Origin of the sequence: Saccharopolyspora shandongensis (assembly GCF_900106995.1) — a bacterium.
GTDB lineage: Bacteria > Actinomycetota > Actinomycetes > Mycobacteriales > Pseudonocardiaceae > Saccharopolyspora > Saccharopolyspora shandongensis.
On the sequence record NZ_FNOK01000019.1, the window covers coordinates 130,098 to 151,276 of the forward strand.

A 21,179-nucleotide genomic window follows, 5' to 3' on the forward strand; every position below is an offset into this window, starting at 1 on the left:
CCGGCTTCAGCGGACTTTCCCGGGCGACGCGCACTCCGCGCACACTTCTCGGCGCAGCCGGCGACCACGCACGCGCAGTGCGCACATCATCAAAGGCGGGTATGGCCTGCACCACAGCTAGCCGCCTTGACACCCCGCCCAGCAAATTCCATACTCCTCCACATCTAGCCACATTTTTCCACAGAAACGGTCAAAGATGCTCGTTGCTGAGCGGCACGACCGCATCAACCAAGCGATCCGCTCCGGCCGGGTCGTCTCGACGGCGGAGTTCTCCGAGCTGCTGCAGGTCTCCGCCGAGACCATCCGCCGCGATCTCGCCGAACTGGAGGGCAAGGGCGTCCTGACGCGCGTCCGGGGCGGCGCCGTGCGTACGGGCCACCTCGGCGACGAAGCTCCCTTCGTGGAGAGGTCCAGCACTGCGCAAGGGGCCAAGTCGGTCATCGGCCGGCTGGCGGCGGAGCTGATCCAGCCAGGTCAGACGGTCGTCATCGACGTCGGCACCACCGCCGTGCAGGTCGCCCGCGCCATCCCGAAGGACTTCACCGGCGTCGTCGTGACCTGCTCGATGCGGGCCGCCACCGAGCTCGCCGACGTGCCGGGCGCGGAGGTCCTCCTCAGCGGTGGGCGGATGCGGCGCGGCGACCTGGCCCTGTCCGGCCCGGTGGCGCACGACTTCTTCCAGGAAATCCACGCCGACGTCGCGTTCCTGGGCTCCGGCGGATTGGCCGCCGGGGCCGGGCTGACCGACTTCCACCTCGACGAAAGCCACGTGCGGCGAGCCATGATCCGCAACTGCGCCAAGAGCTACGCGCTGGTCGACAGCACCAAGCATCAGCGCGTCGCCCCGTACCGGGTCGCATCACTGGACCAGCTCTCCGGCGTGGTCACAGACCAGGAGCCCCCGGCGGAGCTGGTCCGGGCGATCGCCGATTCCGGCGGCCGGATCATCCAGCCCGAGGGCGAAGAGAACACCCCGGCAGCCGACGCATCGCGGTCCGGCGAAGCAGAAGAAGGAGGGCGGGAATGACAACGCCCGGTGAGCGCGGCGCGAACGGCCTCTCGGAGTTCGGCTACGCACAGGAGATGAAGCGCGAACTCGGCTGGTACACCTCCTTCGCGGTGGCCTTCGGATTCGTCTCGATCGCGACCGGCATCTTCACCGCCTACGGCTCGGTGCTCAGCTCATCCGGGCCGATGGGCATCTGGACCTGGCCGGTCGTGGTCATCGGCCAGCTCTGCGTGGCGCTGATCTTCGGCGCGCTGGCCGCGCGGATCCCGGTCAGCGGCTACGCGTACCAGTGGATCTCCCGGCTGGCCAACCCGATCCTGGGCTGGATCATGGGCTGGGTGTCGTTCACCTTCCTTGGCGTGGTCGTCGTCGCCGTGGACTACACGATCGCCGCGACCATCCTCCCGGTGCTGTTCCAGTACCAGGGCACCAACGAGAACGCCTGGGCCATCACCGCGATCGTGCTGCTGCTGCAAGCGATCCTGGTGGCGCTGTCCACCCGGGCCACGCAACGGGTCAACAACGTGGCGGTCACCATCCAGCTGATCGGGATGGTGTCGCTGACCGTGCTGCTGTTCGTCGTCGGCGGCGTCACCGGCCAGCTCGACTTCAGCACCCTGTTCAGCACCGGCGACATCCCACGCGAGGGCTACTTCGCGCCCGGCGGCCTCACCTCGGTCGGCCCGTGGGCCCTGGGCTTCCTGCTCGGCGCGTTCACCATCGTCGGCTTCGAGTCGGCGGCGAACCTGGCCGAGGAGACCAAGAACCCGGCGCGGGTGGTGCCCAAGGCGATGGCGCAGGCCGTGGTCGGGCTCGGCGTGCTCGGCATGCTGTTCCTGGTCGCGGTGACGGCGCTGGCCGGCGACCCGGTGGCGCTGGCGCAGTCCGACACCCCGGTCGCGGACGTGATCGCCCGCGTGCTCGGCTCCTACGTCGGCAAGGCGCTGCTGGTGCTGGTCGTCGTCTCGATCTTCTCCTGCGGCCTGGTGATCTCGCTCAGCGGCGCCCGCCTGGTGTGGGCCATGGCCCGCGACAAGCGGTTCCCCGCCTGGCAACTGCTGAACAAGATCAACGGCTCGACCGGCACCCCGATGAACGCCTCGGTGTTCATGTTCGTGGTCGCCCAGATCGTGCTAGCGCTGTTCGCCCGCTCCACCCAGGCGCTGTTCTCACTGTTCTCCGCGGCGACACTGCTGCCGGCGCTGATCTACGCAGCGACCGTCGCGCTCTACATCGCCAAGCGCAAGAGCCTCCCGCCGTCGAAGGGCTTCGAGCTCGGCCGCCTGGAGATCCCGGTGCTCGTGCTGGCCGTCGTCTGGCTTGCCTACGAGCTGCTGATCTTCCGCGACGCCTCGTTCGCCGAGCCTTGGCTGTACCTGCTCGTCATGTTCGCCATCGGCGCCGTCTACCTGGTCTACCTGCTGGTGCGCCACGGTGCGAAGAGCCTGACGATGCCGGACCTGCACGACATCGACAAGGCGCTGGACACCGACCCGCACCAGGCACCCAGCAACGCGGGAGGGAACCAGTGACCACCGTCCTGGCGATCGATCAGGGGACCTCGGGCACCAAAGCGATGGTGGTCGACGGTGACGGCAATGTGCTCAGCGTCGTCGAACTGCCGGTGCACCCGCGCTACCTCTCCGGTGGCGGTGTGGAGCAAGACCCGCAGGAACTGCTGGACTCCGTGCTGGATTCCGGACGGCAGGCGGTCGCGGAAGCCGCAGTGCGCGTCGACTTCGTGACCCTGGCAAACCAGGGTGAAACGGTGCTCGCCTGGGATCCCGCGACGGGACGACCGCTGACGCAGGCGATCGTCTGGCAGGACCGGCGCTCCGCGGAGATCTGCGCGAAGCGCAGCGACTCTGCGAACGCGATCGGCGAACGCACCGGGCTGGTTCTGGACCCGTACTTCTCGGCGCCGAAGATGCGTTGGATCCGCGAGCAGGTGACCACCGGAGGCGCGGTGACCACATCGGACACCTGGCTGATCCACCAGCTCACAGGTGAATTCGTGACCGACGCCAGCACCGCCAGCCGGTCACTGCTCACCGACCTGGATTCGGTGTCGTGGGACCCCGAACTGCTGGAGGTGTTCGACCTCGCCGGTGAAGCCCTCCCGCGCATCGCCGCCAACGACGAGGTGGTCGGTGAGACGACGGTCTTCGGCGGCACGGCGCAGGTCGGTGGCTTGGTCGTCGACCAGCAAGCCGCACTGCTGGCGCAGCGGTGCCTGGCACCCGGCGAGGCCAAGTGCACCTTCGGCACCGGAGCCTTCCTGCTGGCCAACATGGGGCGGACACCCGTGCGGTCGAGCGCAGGGCTGGCGGCCTCGGTCGCGTGGCGGGTGCGCGACGAAACGTCGTACTGCTTCGACGGGCAGGTCGCCACCGCGGCCTCGGCCGTGCGGTGGCTGCAGGGGCTGGGTCTGATCCAGGGCGCACCAGACCTGGATCGCGTGGCGGTGGCCGACAGCGATGGAGTGCTGTGCGTGCCCGCGCTGGCCGGGCTGTCCGCCCCGTGGTGGGCCCCGGAGGCGAAGGCGACCTTCAGCGGCATGACGCTGTCCACAGAGGTCGGTCACCTGATCAAAGCAGTTCTCGACGGCATCGCCGCGCAGGTCGCCGAACTCGCCGACTGCGCCGCCCAGGACATCGGCGAGCCGCTGCGGCGGCTGCGGGTGGACGGGGGGCTCACCCGCAGCCGCGTGTTGATGCAGGCCGTCGCCGACCTGCTGCAAGTCCAGGTCGACGTGTACCCATCTGCACACGCGACGGCGCTCGGCGCGGCGGGATTCGCCCGCGCCGCAGCCGATCCCGGGCTTCCGCTCGAGCAGGCGATCATCGACTGGGCCCCGAGCACCAGCTTCACCCCACGATTGGGCGCCGCCGACGCCGCCGAGTTCCGCGCCCGCTGGCGCGCCGCCGTCGACACCGCGCTCATGCGCGATCGCGAGATTCAGGAGGAGTCATGACCTCGGCGCACGACAAGGAAATCGTCGATGTGGCCGTCATCGGTGCCGGTGTGGTCGGGTCGGCGATCGCCCGATTGCTGTCCGGGCACCAGCTCGACGTGGCGCTGATCGAGTCACGCTGCGACGTCGGTGACGGCACCAGCAAGGCAAACACCGCGATCCTGCACACCGGGTTCGACGCCAAGCCGGGAACGCTGGAATCGCGGCTGGTCTCCCGGGGCTACCACCTGCTCAAGGCGTACGCCGACGAGACCGGCATCCCGTACGAACCGACCGGCGCACTGCTCGTGGCCTGGGACGAGGAACAGCTGGCGGCGCTGCCCGGGTTGCAGGCGAAGGCCGCGCAGAACGGCTACACCGAGACCGAGATCGTCGGCCCGGGCGAGGTCTACCGGCAGGTGCCGGCGTTGGGCCCGGGAGCCTTGGGCGGTCTGACGGTGCCAGGTGAATCCATCATCTGCACGTGGACCACGAACCTCGCGCTGGCCACGGACGCGGTGCGGCGAGGCGCGCGGCTGCTGCGTTCACACCGGGTGGAGTCGGTGACCGTCGGGGCGGATGAGACCGTGCTGCACACCAACCGGGGCGACATCCGCGCCCGCTGGGTGATCAACGCCGCCGGACTGGGCAGCGACATCATCGACGAGCAGTTCGGTCACGACCGGTTCCACCTGCACCCGCGGCGCGGCGAACTGCTGGTCTTCGACAAGCAGACCCGCCCGATGGTGAACAAGATCGTGCTGCCGGTGCCGTCCAAGCTCGGCAAGGGCGTGCTGGTGTCCCCGACGATCTACGGCAACGTCATGCTGGGCCCGACCGCTGAGGACATGACCGACCGCAGCGACACCTCGACCACTGAGGACGGCTACGAGTTCCTGCGAGAGAAGGGCGAACGGATCCTGCCCCGGCTCCTCCAAGAGGAAGTGACCGCGACGTACGCGGGGTTGCGGGCAGCCAGCGACGCCCCGGACTACACCGTGGAGGTCGACTGCGGCCAGCGCTACGCCGTCGCCGGAGGGATTCGCTCCACCGGCCTGACCTCGGGCATGGCCATCGCCGAGCACCTGCTGGGCCTGCTGGCCGAGGCAGGCCTGGATCTGCGGGAGCGCACCGAAATGCCGGAGTCGCCGCGGATGCCCAACATCGGCGAGGCGTACCTGCGGCCCTACGCCGACGGCGACCGAATCGCGCAGGATCCCGCTTACGGCACCGTGATGTGCTTCTGCGAGCGGGTCACCAAGGGCGAGATCCGCGACGCGCTCAACAGCACCATCCCACCCTGCGACCTGGACGGGCTGCGCCGGCGCACACGAGCGATGAACGGACGCTGCCAGGGCTTCTACTGCGGCGCGAACGTGACCGAGATGCTGCAGGGCAGCGAGAGGAAGGCACACCGATGAGCACGGCACGCACGCGGCTGACCCCGAAGGTCGCGATCGTCGGTGCGGGCCCGGCGGGCCTGCGCGCGGCGCAGGAGCTGGCACCGGCCGTGTCGGGCGAGGTCCTGGTCCTGGACCGGGAGCAGCAGGCCGGGGGCATACCGCGGCACTGCGACCACCCCGGTTTCGGGATCCGCGACCTGCACCGGTTCCACAGCGGCCCGAACTACGCCCGCCACATGGTTGACAGCGCCGAGCGAGCAGGTGCGGTCATCCGCACCGGTTCGATGGTCACCGGATGGTCGTCCGACGGCGGCCTGGAAGTGACCACCCCGGAAGGCCTGCTCGAGGTGCACGCAGAGGCGATCGTGCTCGCCACCGGAGCGCGGGAACGGCCCCGCACCGCGCGCATGGTGCCCGGTGACCGCCCCGACGGCGTGTACACGACCGGCCAGCTGCAGAACCTGGTCCACCTGCACCACCAGAAGGTCGGTGGCAAAGCGGTGATCGTGGGCAGCGAACTCGTTTCCTGGTCGGCGGTGCTGACGTTGCGCGACGCGGGCTGCGACACGGTGCTGATGACCAGCGAGCACCCCAAGGTCGAGGCCTACGCGTTGTTCTCCGTGCCCGGCAGGCTCGGCCTGCGGGTCCCGGTGCGCACCCGCAGCAAGATCACCCGGATCATCGGCAAGCCCCGGGTCGAAGCCGTGGAGATCGAAGACCTCGGCACCGGACGGCGCGACGCCGTGCCGTGCGACACCGTGGTGTTCACCGGGGACTGGATCCCGGACAACGAACTGTTCCGCGCCGCAGGACTCGAACTCGACCCCGGCACGCTGGGGCCAGTGGTGGACACCGAGCTGCGCACCGACCGCCCAGGCGTGTTCGCCGCCGGGAACGTCCTGCACCCGGTCGACACCGCCGACATCGCCGCGCTGGACGGCGAGCAGGTGGCCGCCAGCGTTCTGGACCACCTCCGCGGAGAGCGACGTCCTTCGGAGAAGAGCATCCGGATCATCGCCGACGAACCACTGCGGTGGATCTCCCCCGCGGTGCGCCGGGTCGGCGACCGCCGCCCCGCCCGCAACCGACTCCTGGCCTGGGTCGACGAGTACATCGCGTTCCCACGGGTCGTGGCGACCCAGAACGGCCAGGTGGTGGCCGAGAAGCGGCTCGCCTGGCCGGCCGCCCCTGGCCGCGTGTTCCGCATCCCCGCCGACCTGCTCGACGCAGCACGCCCCGGCGAGGGCGACGTCCACATCTCGCTGCGTCGATGACGACCCGAACTGCCGTCGTCGACCTCGACGGCGTGCTGTACGCGGCGGATACGTTCGCCACCCTGGCGATCCACCGGTACCGACGGTCCCCCGGACGGGTACTCGCCGTAGCCGCGAGCGCCCCGCGCCTCGCATGGGCCTGGAGACACGAGCACCTGCGCCCCGGAGTGCTGCGGCGCTTGGCCACCCGCGCGGTGGCCGGCATGGAGCAATCTGCTTACGACGCGCTGGCCCGGCAACTCGCGAAAGAGATGGCACGATCAGCTCGCGTCGTATGGGACGGGGTATCTGTCCTACGTGGACTCCGCGACGCGGGCTGGCGTGTCATCGTGGCCACCGCATCGGAACACGAACTCGCCTCGGCGTACCTGCGCGGCATCGGCCTCGACGCGGTGGAGCTCGTCGCCTCGCACCTCGACCCCACCGCCGGTCGCTTCGTCGTGCACAACCACGGAACAGAGAAGGTGCGGCAGCTCGAACTCGCCGGCTGCACCCGATGGGACCTCGCCTACACAGACTCCCTGTCGGACCTGCCACTGCTGGCACATGCCACGCGGCCGGTACTGGTCAACGCGAACAGCACGCTGGCCCGCAAAGCCGCAGACCGATTGGGAATCGAGCCGGAAGTCGTGCTGTGGAGCGCCGGAAGATCGCGTTGAGCGCCAGAGCGACTACGAACGGCTGAAAGGCTGGCCATCCGACGGAATCGACGCCCACCCCGTGCAGTCGCATCCTCGGATGGCATTCACGGGGCGGGGCCGCGAACATCGTCTGGACCGTGGCCAGGACTCGTCGAGCCGCCGGTCATCGTCGGCGGAACCTACCCGGCGTTTGCGATCTTGACCAGCATCTTGCCGGTGTTCTCGCCGCGCATCATGCCGAGGAACGCCTCCGGGGCGTTGCGCAGGCCCTCGACGACCGTCTCCCGGTAGCTGATCTTGCCGTCGCGCAGCCAGCCGCCGACCTCGGCGAAGAACTGGTCCTTGCGCTGCCCGTGGTCGATGACGATGAAGCCCTGCAGCTTCAGGCGCTTGGAGACGATCTTGAACAGGTTGTTCGGGCCGGGCTTCGGCTCGGCGTTGTTGTACTGCGAGATCATGCCGCACTCGGCCACTCGGCCGAAGTCGTTGAGCACCTCGATGGCGGCCTCCAGGTGCTCGCCGCCGACGTTGTCGAAGTAGACGTCGATGCCGTCGGGCGCGGCGGCCTTGAGCTGCTCGATGACCGGGCCGTCGTGGTAGTTGAACGCGGCGTCGAAGCCGAGCTCGTCGACGAGGTAGCGGACCTTCTCCGCGGACCCGGCGCTGCCGATCACCCGGGACGCGCCGCGCAGCTTGGCGATCTGCCCGGCCAGCGAGCCCACCGCCCCGGCCGCGCCGGAGACGAACACCACGTCGCCTTCCTTCTGCTCGGCGATGTCGGCGAGCCCGACGTAGGCGGTCATGCCGGGCATGCCGAGCACGTACAGGTAGGCGCTCAGCGGTGCGACCTGCGGGTCGACCTTCACGGCGTGCTTGGCGTCGAACGTCGCGTAGTCCCGCCAGCCGAAGTAGTGCAGCACGAAGTCGCCGGGCTGGAAGCCCTCGGCATTGGCGGCGACGACCTCGCCGACCGCGCCGCCCTGCAGCGCCTTGCCCACCTCGAAGGGCGGCACGTACGACCGGCCCGCGTTCATCCGCCCCCGCATGGCCGGGTCGACGCTCATCCAGACGTTGCGGACCAGCAGCTCGCCGTCGCCCGGCTGCGGCTGCTCGACCTCGACGACGTCGAAGTTCTCCTGCGTCGGCCAGCCCTTCGGGCGGGACGCGAGGCGGATCTCCAGGCCCTTGCTCATCGTTGCTCCTCCATCGGTGCGGTCGACACCGACCATACATAAAGTGTCAGTCGCTGCCAATTGTCGCTACATGACTTATGTCGCCCTCTGGCATAATGGCGGGCATGAGTGCCCCGACAGACCAGGGTGGCCTGCGCGCCCGCAAGAAGCAGCGCACGCGGGCCGCGCTGATCGACGCGGGCCTGGACCTGTTCCTGACGAAGGGCTACGACGCGACGACCATCGACGAGATCGCCGCCGAGGTGGAGATCTCGTCGCGCACGTTCTTCCGCTACTTCGCGGGCAAGGAGGACGTAGCGCTGGCCAAGGGCGACGAGTTCGACGAGCTGGTGCTCGAGGCCCTCAGCGCCCGGCCCGCCGCCGAACCGCCGCTGCCCGCCCTGCGGCACGCCATGCTGGCGATGATCCACGAGGCCGCTGCGGGCGACGGCGTCCGCCGGTTCCTCCAGGTTCAGCATCTGATCAACAAGACACCGGCGCTGCTGGCCGGGAACCTGCGCCGCGCGGCGGGCAGCGAAGAGCGGCTGACCACCGAGATCGCCGCGCGGCAGGGCGTCGACCAGGCCCACGACATGCGGCCCCGGGTGCTCGTCGGGATGGTCTGCGCGGGCCTGCGCATCGGCCTGGAGACGATGTGCGCCGATCCGCGCCGCGACCTGGAGCGACTGGTCGAGCTCGCCGAAGAGGCCATCGACCTGGCCACCGCCGGGATCCCGCAGCGCTGGGGCGACGATCCGCACACCTGGTGAACGCCGCCGGCTCAGAGCCTCGGCCAGGGGCGCTGCGCCGGGCGGATCCGCTCGTAGGCCCTGGCCAGGGCGAGGGTGCCCAGGTCGTCGAAGCGCTTGCCCGCGATCTGCAGGCCGATCGGCAGGCCCTCCGGGGTCCAGCCGCAGTTGACCGACACCGCCGGCTGCCCGGACATGTTGTAGGGCAGCGTGAACGCGATGTGCTCCATCGCCCGCATCGGATCGCCGGTCGGGTAAGCCTGCTCCGCCGGGAAGGCCGGGATCGGCGCCACCGGGGACAGCACGTAGTCGAAGTCACGGGCCACCCGGTTGGCCGCCACCGAGATCGCGTCCATCTGGCTGAAGCCGTGGAACACCTCGGCCGCCGAGACGTCCTCGGCGCTGGTCGCCCACTGCGCGATGCCGGGCAGGATCTTGGCGCGCCGCTCGGCGGGCAGCACCGAGATGTCGGTGCAGGACCGGAACCGCCAGAACAGGTCCATGCCGTCGAGCATCTCGCGGGACAGGAACGGGTCGATGGGTTCCACCACTGCCCCGGCGGAGGCGAACAGCTGCGCCGCGGCGGTCACTGCGGCGGTGACCACGGGCTCGACCGGCAGCCCCACCCGGTGGTCGAGCAGCAGGGCGATGCGCAGGCCGCGGACCTCGCGGTCGAGCCGCGTCCAGTCGGCCTCGGCCGGGGGAAGCGCCGTGTGGTCGCGCTCGTCCGGGCCCGACAGCACCGACGTCAGCAGCGCGGCGTCCGCGACCGTACGGGTCAGCGGGCCGATGACCCGGCCGGCATACGGCGGGGACACCGGGATGCGGCCGAAGCTGGGCTTGAGCCCGACCACCCCGCACCAACCGGCGGGCAGCCGGATCGAGCCGCCGATGTCGGTGCCCACGTGCAGCGGCCCGTAGCCCGCGGCGGCCGCCGCGCCCGCCCCGGCGCTGGAACCGCCGGGCGTCCGCGTCAGATCCCACGGGTTGCGGGACAGGTGGTGGAAGCTCGACGCGCCCGAGGAGAGCATGCCGTAGTCGGGCATGGTGGTCTTGGCGAAGATCACCGCACCGCTCTCGCGCAGCCGTGCGGGCGCGGGCGCGTCCTCCGCGGCCGGGATCAGCTCGGTGGCCGCGGTGCCCTGCGGCACCGGCGTTCCCTTCGTGGCGATGTTCTCCTTCACCGTCACCGGCACCCCGTCCAGCGGCCCGGCCGGTTCGCCGGCGCGCCAGCGCCGTTCCGATGCCCGGGCCGCGGCCCGGGCGCCTTCGGGATCCGGCGCGTAGAGGGCGCACAGCTTGGGCTCGGAGGATTCGACGCGCGCCAGCACCGCGTCGATGGCTTCGACCGGCGACACCTCGCCCGCCCGGTACGCCGCCACCAGGTCCACGGCCGGGAGGTCTGCCAGCTCTGTCATGCCACGTCTCCTCGCTCGCGTTCGAAGCCCCGAGTCTCGGCCAGCGCGCAGCGCGAGGACAGTTGGCAACGTGTCCGCACCGGAGGCGCGAACCGTGCACAACGTCAGTTGACTCGCGTCGTCCGGCCGCGCGCCGAAGCCGGTCCACTGTGGATGTGCGCCGGTCCGGCCGAAGTGGCTGCCCGGCCGGACCGGCTGCGAACCCCGCGGCTCAGCTGGGACGGCGCATCCGGCCCCGGGCCCGCAGCTCGACGTTCGGCAGTTCCGGCGCGGGCAGCGCAGGGCCGCCGTAGCCGTGCACGACCCCGAAGCGGCCGTCCGGGTCGGCGGCGACGCGGCCGTGCTCCCACTCCGCCCTGGCCTGGGCGACCTCGTCGTGGGAGCGCCCGACGAAGTTCCACCACATGACGAGCTCCTCCTCGAACGGGACGCCGCCGAGCAGCATCGCTCGCGCCGGGCCGTCGCCCCGCACCGAGAGCTCGTCCCGGCCGCGCCCGAGGTAGAGCATGTTGCCCCGGGCCAGCGGCTGGTCGTCGACGAAGACGCCGTCGGAGACCGCCAGCACCGCGTGCTCGAACTCCTGCTCCACCGGTAGCCGCAGCGTGCGGCCCGCCGCGATCGACAGGTCAGCGCCGACCAGCGGCGTGTAGGTCCGCGCGGTCGACTCCGCGCCGGCGAGCGCACCCATCAGCACTGTCACCGAACCGTCCGCCGTGGACAGCACCGGCAGGTCGGAGTGGTTCTCGAAGTGCGGGGCGACGTCGCGCTGGTCTCCGGGCAGCGCCACCCACAGCTGCACGCCGTGCAGGACCGGGCCGTGGCCGACCGGCGACTCCTCGGAGTGCGAGATGCCGAAACCGGCGGTCATCAGGTTGAGCTCGCCCGGCCGCACCAGCTGCTCGCTGCCCAGGCTGTCACGGTGCAGCACCTCGCCGTCGAGCAGCCAGCTCACCGTCTGCAGGCCGGTGTGCGGGTGCGGCGGCACCTGCATGCCCGGCGCCCCGGCGATGTCGGCCGGACCGTAGAAGTCGGCGAAGCACCAGGCGCCCACCATGCGCCGGTCGCGATTCGGCAGGGTCCGGCCCACCATCATCGCCCGCGGCCCGCCCAGGGGCACGGTGCGCGGTTCGAGGAGTTCGTATTGCCGCCCGGCGGCGGTCGCCACGCCACCGCAGCGCAGTTCGGCCGGATCGTGTTCCACGTTGCTCACCCGGCCAGCCTCCCCCATCCCGGGCTGCGTGCACAATCGACGGGACCATGCCGATCGCTCGTGGAGGCAGAACGTGACCAGTCCGACCAAGCCCGACGTCGTCGACAACCCCGACGCCAAGCGTTTCGAGATCCGCGCCGACGGCGAGCTGGCCGGTTTCGCCGAGTACCGGCTGCGCCCCAAGTCCATCGCGTTCGTGCACACCGAGATCGACTCCCGGTTCGAGGGTCGCGGCCTGGGCAGCGCGCTCGTCCGCACGGCGCTGGACGACGTCCGGGAGCGGGGCCTCGCGGTGCTGCCGTACTGCCCGTTCGTCCGCCGCTGGATCAGCACGCACCCGGACTACCTCGACCTCGTGCCCGCCGACAAGCGCGCCGAGTTCGAGCTTTGACAGTCCTTTGTGGCCAGTCCGGATGGTGAGCGGGGCGGCGCGGCGGGCTTAGGCTGGTGGCGGACCGGAAATCGACTACACCGATCGGAGCGCACGTGTCGCAACCGTCCCTGCCCCGCCGCGAACTGGGCCGCCGCGGACCGCTGGTGAGCGCCATCGGCTACGGCGCGATGGGCCTGTCCGGGGTCTACGGCGCCGCCGACGACGCCGAGTCGGCCCGGCTGCTCGACCAGCTGGTCGACCTCGGCGTCAACTTCCTGGACACCGCCGACGTCTACGGTGAAGGGCACAACGAGGAGCTGATCAGCGGCCTGCTGGCGAAGCGCCGCGACGAGGTCGTGCTGGCCACCAAGTTCGGTTCGAACAAGGAGACCGGCGGCGGCCGCCCCGAGTACGTCCGCCAGGCGGTCGAGGCCAGCCTCACCCGCCTGGGCACGGACCGCATCGACCTCTACTACCTGCACCGGCTCGATCCGACCACGCCGATCGAGGACACCGTCGGGGCGATGGCCGAGCTGGTGCAGGCGGGCAAGGTGCGCTACCTCGGCCTCTCCGAGATCAGCGCCGAGACGCTGCGCCGCGCCCATTCGGTGCACCCGATCACCGCGGTGCAGCAGGAGTACTCGCTGTTCACCCGCGACCCGGAAGCCGAACTGCTGCCGGCGCTGCGCGACCTCGGCGTCGCGCTCGTCGCGTACTCGCCGCTGGGCCGGGGCGTGCTGACCGGCGCGTTCAGCGACGTCTCGGACGTCGAGAACTTCGAAGTCCGCAAGAAGCGGTACCCGCGCTTCGAGGAGGAGAGCCTCCGCCACAACATCGAGCTGACCCGGCCGCTGCGCGACCGCGCCGCGGACCTGGGGATCACCCCGGCGCAGCTCGCGCTGGCCTGGCTGCTCGCCCAGGGCGAGGACGTGGTGCCGATCCCGGGCAGCCGCCGGATCGAGCGGGTGGAGGCCAACATCCACGCCGCCACGACGCGGCTGGACCCGGCGGTCGTGGCGGAGCTGTCCGCGAAGTTCCCGCCCGGCGCCGCCGCCGGCGAGCGCTACACGCCCGCCGGGATGGCCCGGCTGGACCGGTGATCGCTCACCCGACGGTCGCGCCGAAGATCAACCCGAGCACGTAGGTCACCGCCGCTGCCCCCGCTCCGATGGCGAGCTGCCGCAAGGCGCGGGGCAGCGGCGCCGCTCCGGAGAGCACGCCGACGGTGGCGCCGGTGAGCATCAGCGCGAGCCCCACCAGCACGGCGGCGACCAGGACGGCGAGGCCGCCGGAGAGGCCGAACGCGAACGGCAGCACCGGGACCAGCGCGCCGGAGGCGAAGAAGACGAAGCTGGAGATCGCCGCCTTCGTGCCGGTTCCGACGATCTCGTGGTCGTCGGCGGGCGTGTCGGTCGACGGCACCGCCGGTTTCGGATTGCGCAGCAGCGCGTCCGCGCGGCGCTGGGCCTCCTCGGCGGACATTCCCCGGGCCCGGTAGACCAGGGCCAGCTCGTTCGCATCGACATCGAGGTAGGGCACCACGGCGCGGGCTTCGGGATTCGGCGCCGCCGCGGCCAGCAGCTCCCGCTGGGAGCGCACCGAGATGTACTCGCCTGCCCCCATCGACAGCGCGCCGGCCAGGAGCCCCGCCAGGCCGGTGAGCAGCACCGTCGAGGTCGGCACGTTCCCGCCGATGACGCCCAGCACCAGCGCCAGGTTGCTGACCAGGCCGTCGTTGGCGCCGAACACCGCCGCCCGGAAGGTGCCCGATACGCGAGCGCGCCCGCGCGCGGCCAACGCGCGCACCACTTCTTCGTGGATCCGCTCGTCGGCGGCCATCGCCGGCGGCGCGTCGCGGTCGGAACCGTACGGCGAGCGGCTTTCGGCGCGCTGCGCCAGGGCGAGCACGAACACCGACCCGAACCGGCGGGCCAGGAACACCAGCAGCCGCATCCGGAACTGGCCGCGCCGCACCGGCCCGACCTCGTCGCCGAGCAGCGCCTCCCAATGGGCGGCGTGCCGCGCCTCCGCCTCGGCGAGGCCCAGCAGGATCTCCCGCTCCTCACCGGAGCGCCGGGCGGCCAGCTCCCGGTAGACCTCGGCCTCCTCGCGCTCGTCGGCGAGCCGTCGCCGCCACCGGCGCACCGACCGCGCATCGGCCTTGCCCGCTCGAGATCCGCTGTCCTGCACGCGCCAAGCCTCCCAGCAGAGATCCGCGTCTTCCACTCGAAGCATAGGTCCACTGTGGATTTTCAGCGCCGGATAGGCAGCAACTCCATCGAATCCGCGAGCACCCGGCGCGGCGACGGCGGCGGCGCCTCGGATGCCGGCCAGCCCAGCCGCAGCACCAGCTGGGGGTGGCCCGCCCCGCCGAGGACCGCCGTCCGAACCCGATCACGCTCCTCGTCGACCTCGCCGAGGTGGTTCAGCGGGCAGCCGACCAGGCCGTCGCGCGCCGCCGCCAGCAGCACCGCGCTCAACGCCTCCCCCACCGCCAGCCAGCTGTCGACGCCGTCACCGCGGGTGGCCAGCACCGCGAACACGGCCTCGTCGCCGAGCACCGGAAGCACCGGCTCGGGATCGTCCAGCTCCGCGATCGCGCTCTGGTACGCGGCGGATTCCCGGAACTGCCCAGCACGCCGCAACGACTCCAGCAAGACCGAACGGTGCTCAGCGGCCCGCACCAGGACGCCGTGCTCGGTCTCGGCCGCGGCGCGCAGCTCCGTCAGCAGCTCGGGAGCGACCTGCTCCGACTGGAACGACCGCCGCTCGGTGCGCCGCTGCCCCGCCACGCCGGCGAGCGCGACCAGCTCCGGGGCCACGTGATCGCGCGGGCTGAACTGGATCGACGCCAGGTGCCCCGGCTGCGCCGGGTTCGGCAGCCGGTGCACCAGCGCCCGCCAGCCGAGCGCGGCGAACGCGATCCGCGCGTGGTGCAGCGCGGCACCGCAGCTGATCACCTGCGCGCGCCCGGTCGGGTCGAGCACCTCGGGCAACCGGGAAAGGTCCAGGAACAACTGCACCGATCGCTCGGCGAGCAGCCACCGCCACGGTTGGCAGTTGTGCGCGGAAGGCGCCCGGCACGCCAAGGACAGCGCCGAGCACACGGTGTCGTACGACGGTGCCGAGACCCGTGTCATCCCAGCGCCAGCAGCCGCCGGACGCGGCGCGGCAAGCGCGGCAACCACCCGTCGCCGAACCTGCGGCGCGCCCCTCGCGGACGCTTCCCGATGATCGAACCGAACACCACCACCACGACCTCACGCACTCCGGACGGGCCACCATCGTTCGCACGACCGGGCTGATCGGTCCAGAGCAGAAAGTCACGGCGGTCAGTCGCCGAAGGCCGGCGGGCGCTTCTCCAGGAACGCCCGCATCCGCTCACGCGCGTCCGCCGTCTGCGAGGTCGCCGCCATCACCTCGGTGGCGATCGCGTAGGCGTCGGCTTCCGGCCGGTCCAGCTGCGCGTAGATGGTCTGCTTGCCGACCGCCTTGGCGTGCCGGCTGCCGCGGGTCGCCCGGGCCAGCAACGCCTCGACGGCCGCGTCCAGCTCCGCGTCGGGCACCACCTGGTTCACCAGGCCCCACCGCTCGGCGGTCGCGGCGTCGACCAGGTCACCGGTCAGCGCCATCTCCATCAGCCGCTTCCGGCCGATGGAGCGGGCCACCGGCACCGCCGGGGTGTGGCAGAACCAGCCGCCCTTGCCGCCGGGCAGCGCGAACCCGGCCGACTCGGCGGCCACCGCCAGGTCGCAGGTGGCCACCAGCTGGCAGCCGGCCGCCACCGCCGGGCCGTGCACCCGCGCGATCACCACCTGCGGGACCGCGTGGATGGTGCGCATCAGCGACTCGCACAGGCGCAGCAGCTCGCGCATCCCGGCCAGGTCGCGGTCGGCCATGTCGCCGAAGTCGTGCCCGGAGCTGAACACCGGGCCCGCGCCCGCCAGCACGATCCCGGTCGCCTTCGTCTCGGCGGCCGCCTCGAAGGCCCGGCGCAACTCCGCGAGGTGCCCCGCCGACAGCGAATTGCGGGTCTCGGGGCGGTTCATGGTGATCCGGACGGTCGCACCGTCCTGTTCGGTCAGCAGGTGCTGGTACTCCGGGTTGCTCATCGATGCTCCAGGGAACTCGACTCCGTCGTCGTTCTCCCGAGCCTCGCACAGCGAACACCGCTGCGGCACCCACCTGACGAGACCACCGCAGAATGGGTCCATGTCGGGTTTCGAGACGGACCGGCGCACGCCGGCGGGGTTGCCGCAGACCGCCGACCGCGCCCTGCAGGTGCTGCTGGCATTCGACCGGGCCAGGCCCGAGTGGGGCGTCACCGAGGTCGCCACCGAGTTCGGCCTGCACACCTCGATCGCGCAGCGGCTGCTGGCGACGCTCGCGCACCGCGGCTTCCTGGTGCAGGACACCGCGAACCGCCGGTACCGGATCGGCCCGGCGGCGCTGCACCTCGGCCGGATGTGGGACCAGGCCGGCGCCCTCGACATCCTGGTGCGACCACTGCTCGCCGAGTTGGCCGAGGCGACCGGGCACAGCGCCCTGCTGGCGCTGCCGGACAGCGCGCACATGCGCTGCGTCGTGGTCGCGGAGGGCGCCGATGGGAGGCTGCGGGACTACCCGCTGACCAACGAGCTCTACCCGGCGCACGCCGGCGCCACGAGCAAGTCCTTCTACGCATTCCTGCCCGACGAGCAGCGGTCGCGGATCTTCACCGACCGGCCGCTGGCCCGCTTCACCGACCGCACGGTGACCGACCTGGCCGAGCTGGAGGCGCAGTTCGCCGAGGTCCGAGCGAACGGCTGGGCCTACACCGTCGGCGAGTACGACCTCGGCGTGGCGACCCTCGCGGTGCCGGTCTTCCTGCGCGACGAGCCGTACGGGAGCCTGAGCGTCGGCTGGCTGTCCGAGCAGTACCGGCACGACCCCACCGAGTGGGTAGAGCTGCTGCGCGAGGTCAGCTCCCGCGTCAGCCTCCGCCTGACCAGGCCTATCCCCCGGCGGCCTCGGCGCGGCCGGTTGTGATCGGCGGTCGGATGTGATCGGCTTCCCCCACGCGGGTGAGGGGCGGCGCGCGCGGGCCGGGTAGGGTCTCGTCGGCGCCGGGGGCCGGACAGGAGGCTGATCTCATGAATCGCAAGGCCGTGATCGTGATCGTGGTGCTCCTGGTCGTCGTCTGCGGCGCGCTGCTGGTGCGCGATCCGATCGGGGCGGCGGACGTGGTCCGGTCTGGATTCGACATGTTGGTGTCGGCGATCAGCGCCATGGTCAACTCGCTGACCACGTTCCTCCAGCACCTCTTCGCCGGCAGCTGATCGGCCGGGCGCCGCGCGGCGGCCGACAATTAATTCACCAACTGCATTGTCCGATACTTATCAACCCACCATCACGCGTGTTGAGCAAAAACATCGCCATGATTCATTTCCGGCGACTGAAGAAGCGGACAGGAATATAAAAGGATCGCACCCGATACCCACTCACTAAACACCGGAAACAGGCCGCGGAAAAATCTAGGGACCAAATACCCGGCTCCCTGCGGGCGCGGCGGAGGCGGATCCGCAAAGGCGAAAAAATCCGCCCAGCCAATGCGAAAGTCGGCTTGTCCTCCCCGGGGCGACCGCTTAGGGTGGGAACCGGTCACATCGAGGAAAGAGCCGGCCGAGGTCAGTGCCAAATGACATCGGCTACTGGGGAAGACCGACTCATCAGCGAAGTGGCCCGGCGCGGGGGAAATGATTTCCGGCCGGTCCGCAGTTCGCAATGCTCCCACCGGGCACACGTTCGATCCAGGGCCCAGATCGATCAGCTCGGATGGTCTGCGGGGGACTGGAATCTCCATGCGCTGCGTGCAAGCGCGCGCCGGATCTCAGGGTTGTCCGGCACGCGACGTGCATCGACCGAAAATGGTGATGGGAATGCAGATCAAGGACTCGTTCAGGTTCGACCGGTTCCGCTCCTGGGGCGGCTGGGGCGGTTGGGGCTCCGGCTGGGGCTGGGGCGGCTGGGGCGGCTGGGGCGGTTGGGGCTCCGGCTGGGGCGGCTGGGGTGGCTGGGGCGGCTGGGGCGGCTGGGGCTGCTGGTGAGCCCTAGCGTCCACAGGACCGTCCTAGACGTCCACAGGACCGTGTAGACGCGTAGCTCCCACTCCTCCCGGGGTGGGAGCTACGCCTGTAATTGGGGGTGAGGATTTGCCGGGATTGGTGAACTGGCTGTTCCGGCCGGCCGAACGGGACACCGAGGGGCTGGTCGAGCGCGCGCCGACGGTACGGGTGCGCGAGGTATTCGGCCGCTTCTGGCCGGATGCGCGGCAATATCGCGGCTGGCTGCTGCTCAGCCTGCTGCTGGTGCTGGTGGCGCCGCTGCTGGATGCCGCCGCGATCTGGTTGTTCAAAGTGCTCATCGACGACGTGCTGGCCCCGCGCAACTTCTCGCTCTTCCCAGCGATCGCGGTCGCGTACGCGTTGATAACGCTGGTGTCGGGCGCACTGGACTTCTGCGGGCAGTACCTGGCGACGTGGATCGGCGAGAACTTCCTGAACAAGTTGCGCACCAAGGTCTTCGCCCACCTGCACACGCTGTCGGTCGGGTTCTTCGACCGCAGGCGCATCGGCGACACGCTTTCCCGGCTCACCGGCGACGTGGCCGCCATCGAGGGCCTGGTGCTCTCCGGCGTCGCGCAGACCTTCGCCTCGGTGGTGAAGGTCCTGCTGTTCGCCGGCGTGCTGTTCTACCTCGACTGGCTGCTGGCCCTGGTGTCCCTGGTCGGGGCGCCGCTGTTCTGGGTCGTCGCCAAGTTCTTCGCGCGGCGGATCCGGGAGGCCTCCCGCGAGGTCCGCGGCCGCAGCGGCTCGATCGCCACCGTCGCCGAGGAGAGCCTCGGCAACGCGCCGCTGATCCAGGCCTACGGGCGGGAGCAGTCGGAGATCGACCGCTTCGCCCGGCAGAGCCGCGGCAACGTCGGTGCCGCGCTGGCGTCCGTGCGGGTCGGCGCGCTGTTCTCGCCGCTCGTCGACGTGCTGGAGGTCATCGGCGTGATGGCGATCCTCGGCGTCGGCATCTACGAGCTGTCGGCGGACCGGATCACCCTCGGCGGCCTGCTGGTGTTCCTGGTCTACCTGTCCCAGCTCTACACCCCGGTCCGCAGCCTCGGCCAGCTGTCCAACACCGTTTTCTCCGCCGCCGCCAGCGCCGAGCGCATCATCGACCTGCTCGACCAGCGCCCGCTGGTGCAGAACCCGGAGCACCCGATCCCGCTGCAGCGGCGGGTCACCGGCCGCCTGGAGGTCGACCGGGTCACCTTCCGCTACCCCGACACCTCCGCCGACGTGCTGCACGGGGTGAGCTTCTGCGCCCTGCCCGGCCAGACCACCGCCGTGGTCGGCGCCAGCGGTGCGGGCAAGTCGACCCTCACCAAGCTGCTGCTGCGGTTCTACGACCCCACCCACGGCCGGATCCTGCTGGACGGCACAGACGTGCGGGCCGTGGACATCGCCGCGCTGCGCGCCAACATGGCGATCGTGCTGCAGGAAACGCTGCTGCTGGACGGCACCATCGCGGACAACATCCTGGCCGGGCGCCCTGACGCCGACCGCAACCAGCTCGTCGAAGCGGCCGAGGAGGCCGACGCGCACGAGTTCATCCAGCGGCTACCCGAGGGCTACGACACTCGCGTCGGGCAGCGCGGCCGCCTGCTCTCCGGCGGCCAACGGCAGCGCATCGCGATCGCCCGCGCCATGATCCGCGACGCCCCGATCCTGCTGCTGGACGAGCCCACCACCAGCCTGGACGCCGAAGCCTCGCGGCGGATCCTCGCGCCGCTGCGGCGCCTGATGGCCGGCCGCACCACCATCGTGATCTCGCACAACCTGCTCACGGTGCGTGACGCCCAGCAGATCATCTACCTCGACCGGGGGTCGATCACCGAGTCCGGCTCCCACCACGAGCTGCTGGCCAACAACAACGGCTACGCCCACCTCTACCGGCTGCACCACCCGGAGACTCCTCCGGCCGGGCCGGAAGCACCGGCCCGGCCGGACGGCCGACTGCCCAACCACTAGCGCCAGGACTCGCCGCGGCGTCGGGCGCGCAGCCAGCGCTGCCCGACGCCGGCGAGTCGCTTCCCCTTGCGAACCAACAGGTTCTGGTTGATCCGGTGCTGCTGGTACCGCCACGGCGGCTGCAGGCCGTGCCGCCCGGCCATCGCGAAGGTGAAGTCCACCGCGTTGCGGTCGGCGTAGCGGTCGACGTTCTCGAACCACGCCATGCTGGTGCGCGCGGCGGTCTGCGCCAGGCGCAGCTGGGCGTGGCCCTGCTCGTCGAACTCCTTCAACGCGGCGGTCATGTCGCCGTGGTCGAACAGGCACTGCGCGAGCACGATCGCGTCCAGCATCGCCAGCCGGGTCCCGGAGCCGATGGTGAAGTGCGTGGTGTGCGCGGCATCGCCGATCAGCACCACGTTCTCGTGCAGCCAGGTCTGGTTGTAGACCTGGGTGAACCGCTGCCACGCGGCCGGTTTCCCGCGGGAATGGCTGATCAGCGAGCCGCCCCGCAGCTGGTCGGCGAAGATCCGCTCCAGCAGCCGGACGGTGTCGTCCGGACCCATCTGGTCCAGGCCCAGTCCTCGCCAGGTGGTGTCCTGGCATTCGACGATGAAGGTGCTGATCCCGGCGCTGGAGGGGTAGGCGTGGAACCAGATCCAGCCCTCGGGTGTTTCTTCGAAGTCGAAGGTGAACATGTCGAACACCCGGTCCGTGCCCAGCCAGATGTAGGGGTTGCGGCCGTGGCCGACCTGGGTGCCGAATTCCTCGGCGTAGCGTTGCCGGGTGCGGCTGTTCGCGCCGTCGGCGACGACGATCAGGTCGGCGTCGGCGAACTCCGACAGGTCTTCCGCGGCGTGCTCGTACCGGACGTCCACGTTGAGGTCGGTGGCGCGCTGGGCGAGTATCTCCAGCAGCGGCGCGCGGTTCACGCTGTA

The 21,179-nt window shown here is 70.8% G+C and carries 20 protein-coding genes; 13 read left to right on the top strand and 7 right to left on the bottom strand.

Going from position 1 to position 21,179, the window contains the following annotated elements:
• Positions 1 to 196: 196 nt before the first annotated feature.
• The 6 genes from BLW84_RS21385 to BLW84_RS21410 are packed head-to-tail and all read left to right on the top strand — an operon-like array spanning position 197 to position 7,298.
• The gene (locus tag BLW84_RS21385) at positions 197 to 1,027 is read left to right on the top strand and encodes a DeoR/GlpR family DNA-binding transcription regulator (protein WP_093267823.1); all 831 of its coding nucleotides are present in this window, start codon (positions 197 to 199) and stop codon (positions 1,025 to 1,027) included.
• Positions 1,024 to 2,541 carry an amino acid permease gene (locus BLW84_RS21390; RefSeq protein ID WP_093267825.1) on the top strand — a complete coding sequence of 506 codons (1,518 nt, stop codon included), beginning with the start codon at positions 1,024 to 1,026 and terminating at the stop codon, positions 2,539 to 2,541. The genes BLW84_RS21385 and BLW84_RS21390 overlap by 4 nt, the downstream gene beginning before the upstream one ends.
• Positions 2,538 to 3,983, top strand: a complete 1,446-nt coding sequence (locus BLW84_RS21395) for an FGGY family carbohydrate kinase (protein WP_093267826.1) — start codon at positions 2,538 to 2,540, stop codon at positions 3,981 to 3,983. The genes BLW84_RS21390 and BLW84_RS21395 overlap by 4 nt, the downstream gene beginning before the upstream one ends.
• Positions 3,980 to 5,383 carry an NAD(P)/FAD-dependent oxidoreductase gene (locus BLW84_RS21400; protein ID WP_093267828.1) on the top strand — a complete coding sequence of 468 codons (1,404 nt, stop codon included), beginning with the start codon at positions 3,980 to 3,982 and terminating at the stop codon, positions 5,381 to 5,383. Before BLW84_RS21395 ends, BLW84_RS21400 begins: the two co-directional genes overlap by 4 nt.
• Positions 5,380 to 6,639, top strand: a complete 1,260-nt coding sequence (locus BLW84_RS21405) for an NAD(P)/FAD-dependent oxidoreductase (protein WP_093267830.1) — start codon at positions 5,380 to 5,382, stop codon at positions 6,637 to 6,639. The genes BLW84_RS21400 and BLW84_RS21405 overlap by 4 nt, the downstream gene beginning before the upstream one ends.
• Positions 6,636 to 7,298, top strand: coding sequence for an HAD family hydrolase (locus BLW84_RS21410; protein ID WP_093267831.1), 663 nt, complete (start codon positions 6,636 to 6,638; stop codon positions 7,296 to 7,298). Before BLW84_RS21405 ends, BLW84_RS21410 begins: the two co-directional genes overlap by 4 nt.
• 161 nt (positions 7,299 to 7,459) lie before the next feature.
• On the opposite strand, the gene BLW84_RS21415 is transcribed toward BLW84_RS21410, so the two are convergent.
• The gene (locus BLW84_RS21415; RefSeq protein ID WP_093267833.1) at positions 7,460 to 8,473 is read right to left on the bottom strand and encodes an NADP-dependent oxidoreductase; all 1,014 of its coding nucleotides are present in this window, start codon (positions 8,471 to 8,473) and stop codon (positions 7,460 to 7,462) included.
• Between the two features lie 104 nt (positions 8,474 to 8,577).
• On the opposite strand from BLW84_RS21415, the gene BLW84_RS21420 reads away from it, so the two are divergent.
• Positions 8,578 to 9,222 carry a TetR family transcriptional regulator gene (locus BLW84_RS21420; RefSeq protein ID WP_245761288.1) on the top strand — a complete coding sequence of 215 codons (645 nt, stop codon included), beginning with the start codon at positions 8,578 to 8,580 and terminating at the stop codon, positions 9,220 to 9,222.
• Positions 9,223 to 9,233: 11 nt separating this feature from the next.
• Here BLW84_RS21420 and BLW84_RS21425 read toward each other — a convergent pair whose 3' ends face one another.
• Positions 9,234 to 10,619 carry an amidase gene (locus BLW84_RS21425; RefSeq protein WP_093267836.1) on the bottom strand — a complete coding sequence of 462 codons (1,386 nt, stop codon included), beginning with the start codon at positions 10,617 to 10,619 and terminating at the stop codon, positions 9,234 to 9,236.
• Between the two features lie 211 nt (positions 10,620 to 10,830).
• On the bottom strand, positions 10,831 to 11,829 hold the full coding sequence (locus BLW84_RS21430; protein WP_093267837.1) for a pirin family protein: 999 nt from the start codon (positions 11,827 to 11,829) through the stop codon (positions 10,831 to 10,833).
• 28 nt (positions 11,830 to 11,857) lie between these two features.
• Here BLW84_RS21430 and BLW84_RS21435 point away from each other — a divergent pair, with 28 nt between their 5' ends.
• Positions 11,858 to 12,220: a GNAT family N-acetyltransferase gene (locus BLW84_RS21435; RefSeq protein WP_342743165.1), complete on the top strand. Its 363-nt coding sequence runs from the start codon at positions 11,858 to 11,860 to the stop codon at positions 12,218 to 12,220.
• Between the two features lie 95 nt (positions 12,221 to 12,315).
• Positions 12,316 to 13,302, top strand: coding sequence for an aldo/keto reductase (locus tag BLW84_RS21440; protein WP_093267840.1), 987 nt, complete (start codon positions 12,316 to 12,318; stop codon positions 13,300 to 13,302).
• A 4-nt stretch (positions 13,303 to 13,306) separates the two neighbouring features.
• Here BLW84_RS21440 and BLW84_RS21445 read toward each other — a convergent pair whose 3' ends face one another.
• From BLW84_RS21445 to BLW84_RS21455, 3 genes are all read right to left on the bottom strand, one after another.
• Entirely contained in the window at positions 13,307 to 14,437 is a 1,131-nt protein-coding gene (locus BLW84_RS21445) for a VIT1/CCC1 transporter family protein (RefSeq protein WP_245761289.1), read from the bottom strand.
• 17 nt (positions 14,438 to 14,454) lie between these two features.
• Complete coding sequence (locus BLW84_RS21450) at positions 14,455 to 15,342, bottom strand: nitroreductase (protein WP_177226614.1); 888 nt, start codon at positions 15,340 to 15,342, stop codon at positions 14,455 to 14,457.
• Positions 15,343 to 15,534: 192 nt separating this feature from the next.
• Positions 15,535 to 16,314: an enoyl-CoA hydratase-related protein gene (locus BLW84_RS21455; RefSeq protein ID WP_093267845.1), complete on the bottom strand. Its 780-nt coding sequence runs from the start codon at positions 16,312 to 16,314 to the stop codon at positions 15,535 to 15,537.
• A 100-nt stretch (positions 16,315 to 16,414) separates the two neighbouring features.
• On the opposite strand from BLW84_RS21455, the gene BLW84_RS21460 reads away from it, so the two are divergent.
• The 4 genes from BLW84_RS21460 (at position 16,415) to BLW84_RS21475 (ending at position 20,262) form a co-directional block, all read left to right on the top strand.
• On the top strand, positions 16,415 to 17,230 hold the full coding sequence (locus BLW84_RS21460) for an IclR family transcriptional regulator (protein WP_093267846.1): 816 nt from the start codon (positions 16,415 to 16,417) through the stop codon (positions 17,228 to 17,230).
• Between the two features lie 104 nt (positions 17,231 to 17,334).
• Entirely contained in the window at positions 17,335 to 17,520 is a 186-nt protein-coding gene (locus BLW84_RS21465) for a hypothetical protein (RefSeq protein WP_093267848.1), read from the top strand.
• Between the two features lie 600 nt (positions 17,521 to 18,120).
• The gene (locus BLW84_RS21470; RefSeq protein WP_177226615.1) at positions 18,121 to 18,288 is read left to right on the top strand and encodes a hypothetical protein; all 168 of its coding nucleotides are present in this window, start codon (positions 18,121 to 18,123) and stop codon (positions 18,286 to 18,288) included.
• 117 nt (positions 18,289 to 18,405) lie between these two features.
• Positions 18,406 to 20,262, top strand: coding sequence for an ABC transporter ATP-binding protein (locus BLW84_RS21475; protein WP_245761290.1), 1,857 nt, complete (start codon positions 18,406 to 18,408; stop codon positions 20,260 to 20,262).
• Here BLW84_RS21475 and BLW84_RS21480 read toward each other — a convergent pair.
• A partial coding sequence (locus BLW84_RS21480) for an FAD-dependent monooxygenase (RefSeq protein WP_093267883.1) occupies positions 20,259 to 21,179 on the bottom strand: 921 nt, incomplete at its 5' end. The two genes, BLW84_RS21475 and BLW84_RS21480, sit on opposite strands and share 4 nt — an antisense overlap.

Bases quoted from the DNA above. Each gene is read 5' to 3' on its own strand.
- BLW84_RS21385 (WP_093267823.1), top strand. From the start codon at position 197: ATGCTCGTTGCTGAGCGGCACGACCGCATCAACCAAGCGATCCGCTCC.
- BLW84_RS21390 (WP_093267825.1), top strand. From the start codon at position 1,024: ATGACAACGCCCGGTGAGCGCGGCGCGAACGGCCTCTCGGAGTTCGGC.
- BLW84_RS21400 (WP_093267828.1), top strand. From the start codon at position 3,980: ATGACCTCGGCGCACGACAAGGAAATCGTCGATGTGGCCGTCATCGGT.
- BLW84_RS21405 (WP_093267830.1), top strand. From the start codon at position 5,380: ATGAGCACGGCACGCACGCGGCTGACCCCGAAGGTCGCGATCGTCGGT.
- BLW84_RS21410 (WP_093267831.1), top strand. From the start codon at position 6,636: ATGACGACCCGAACTGCCGTCGTCGACCTCGACGGCGTGCTGTACGCG.
- BLW84_RS21415 (WP_093267833.1), bottom strand. From the start codon at position 8,473: ATGAGCAAGGGCCTGGAGATCCGCCTCGCGTCCCGCCCGAAGGGCTGG.
- BLW84_RS21420 (WP_245761288.1), top strand. From the start codon at position 8,578: ATGAGTGCCCCGACAGACCAGGGTGGCCTGCGCGCCCGCAAGAAGCAG.
- BLW84_RS21425 (WP_093267836.1), bottom strand. From the start codon at position 10,619: ATGACAGAGCTGGCAGACCTCCCGGCCGTGGACCTGGTGGCGGCGTAC.
- BLW84_RS21445 (WP_245761289.1), bottom strand. From the start codon at position 14,437: ATGCTTCGAGTGGAAGACGCGGATCTCTGCTGGGAGGCTTGGCGCGTG.
- BLW84_RS21450 (WP_177226614.1), bottom strand. From the start codon at position 15,342: ATGACACGGGTCTCGGCACCGTCGTACGACACCGTGTGCTCGGCGCTG.
- BLW84_RS21455 (WP_093267845.1), bottom strand. From the start codon at position 16,314: ATGAGCAACCCGGAGTACCAGCACCTGCTGACCGAACAGGACGGTGCG.
- BLW84_RS21460 (WP_093267846.1), top strand. From the start codon at position 16,415: ATGTCGGGTTTCGAGACGGACCGGCGCACGCCGGCGGGGTTGCCGCAG.
- BLW84_RS21465 (WP_093267848.1), top strand. From the start codon at position 17,335: ATGAATCGCAAGGCCGTGATCGTGATCGTGGTGCTCCTGGTCGTCGTC.
- BLW84_RS21470 (WP_177226615.1), top strand. From the start codon at position 18,121: ATGCAGATCAAGGACTCGTTCAGGTTCGACCGGTTCCGCTCCTGGGGC.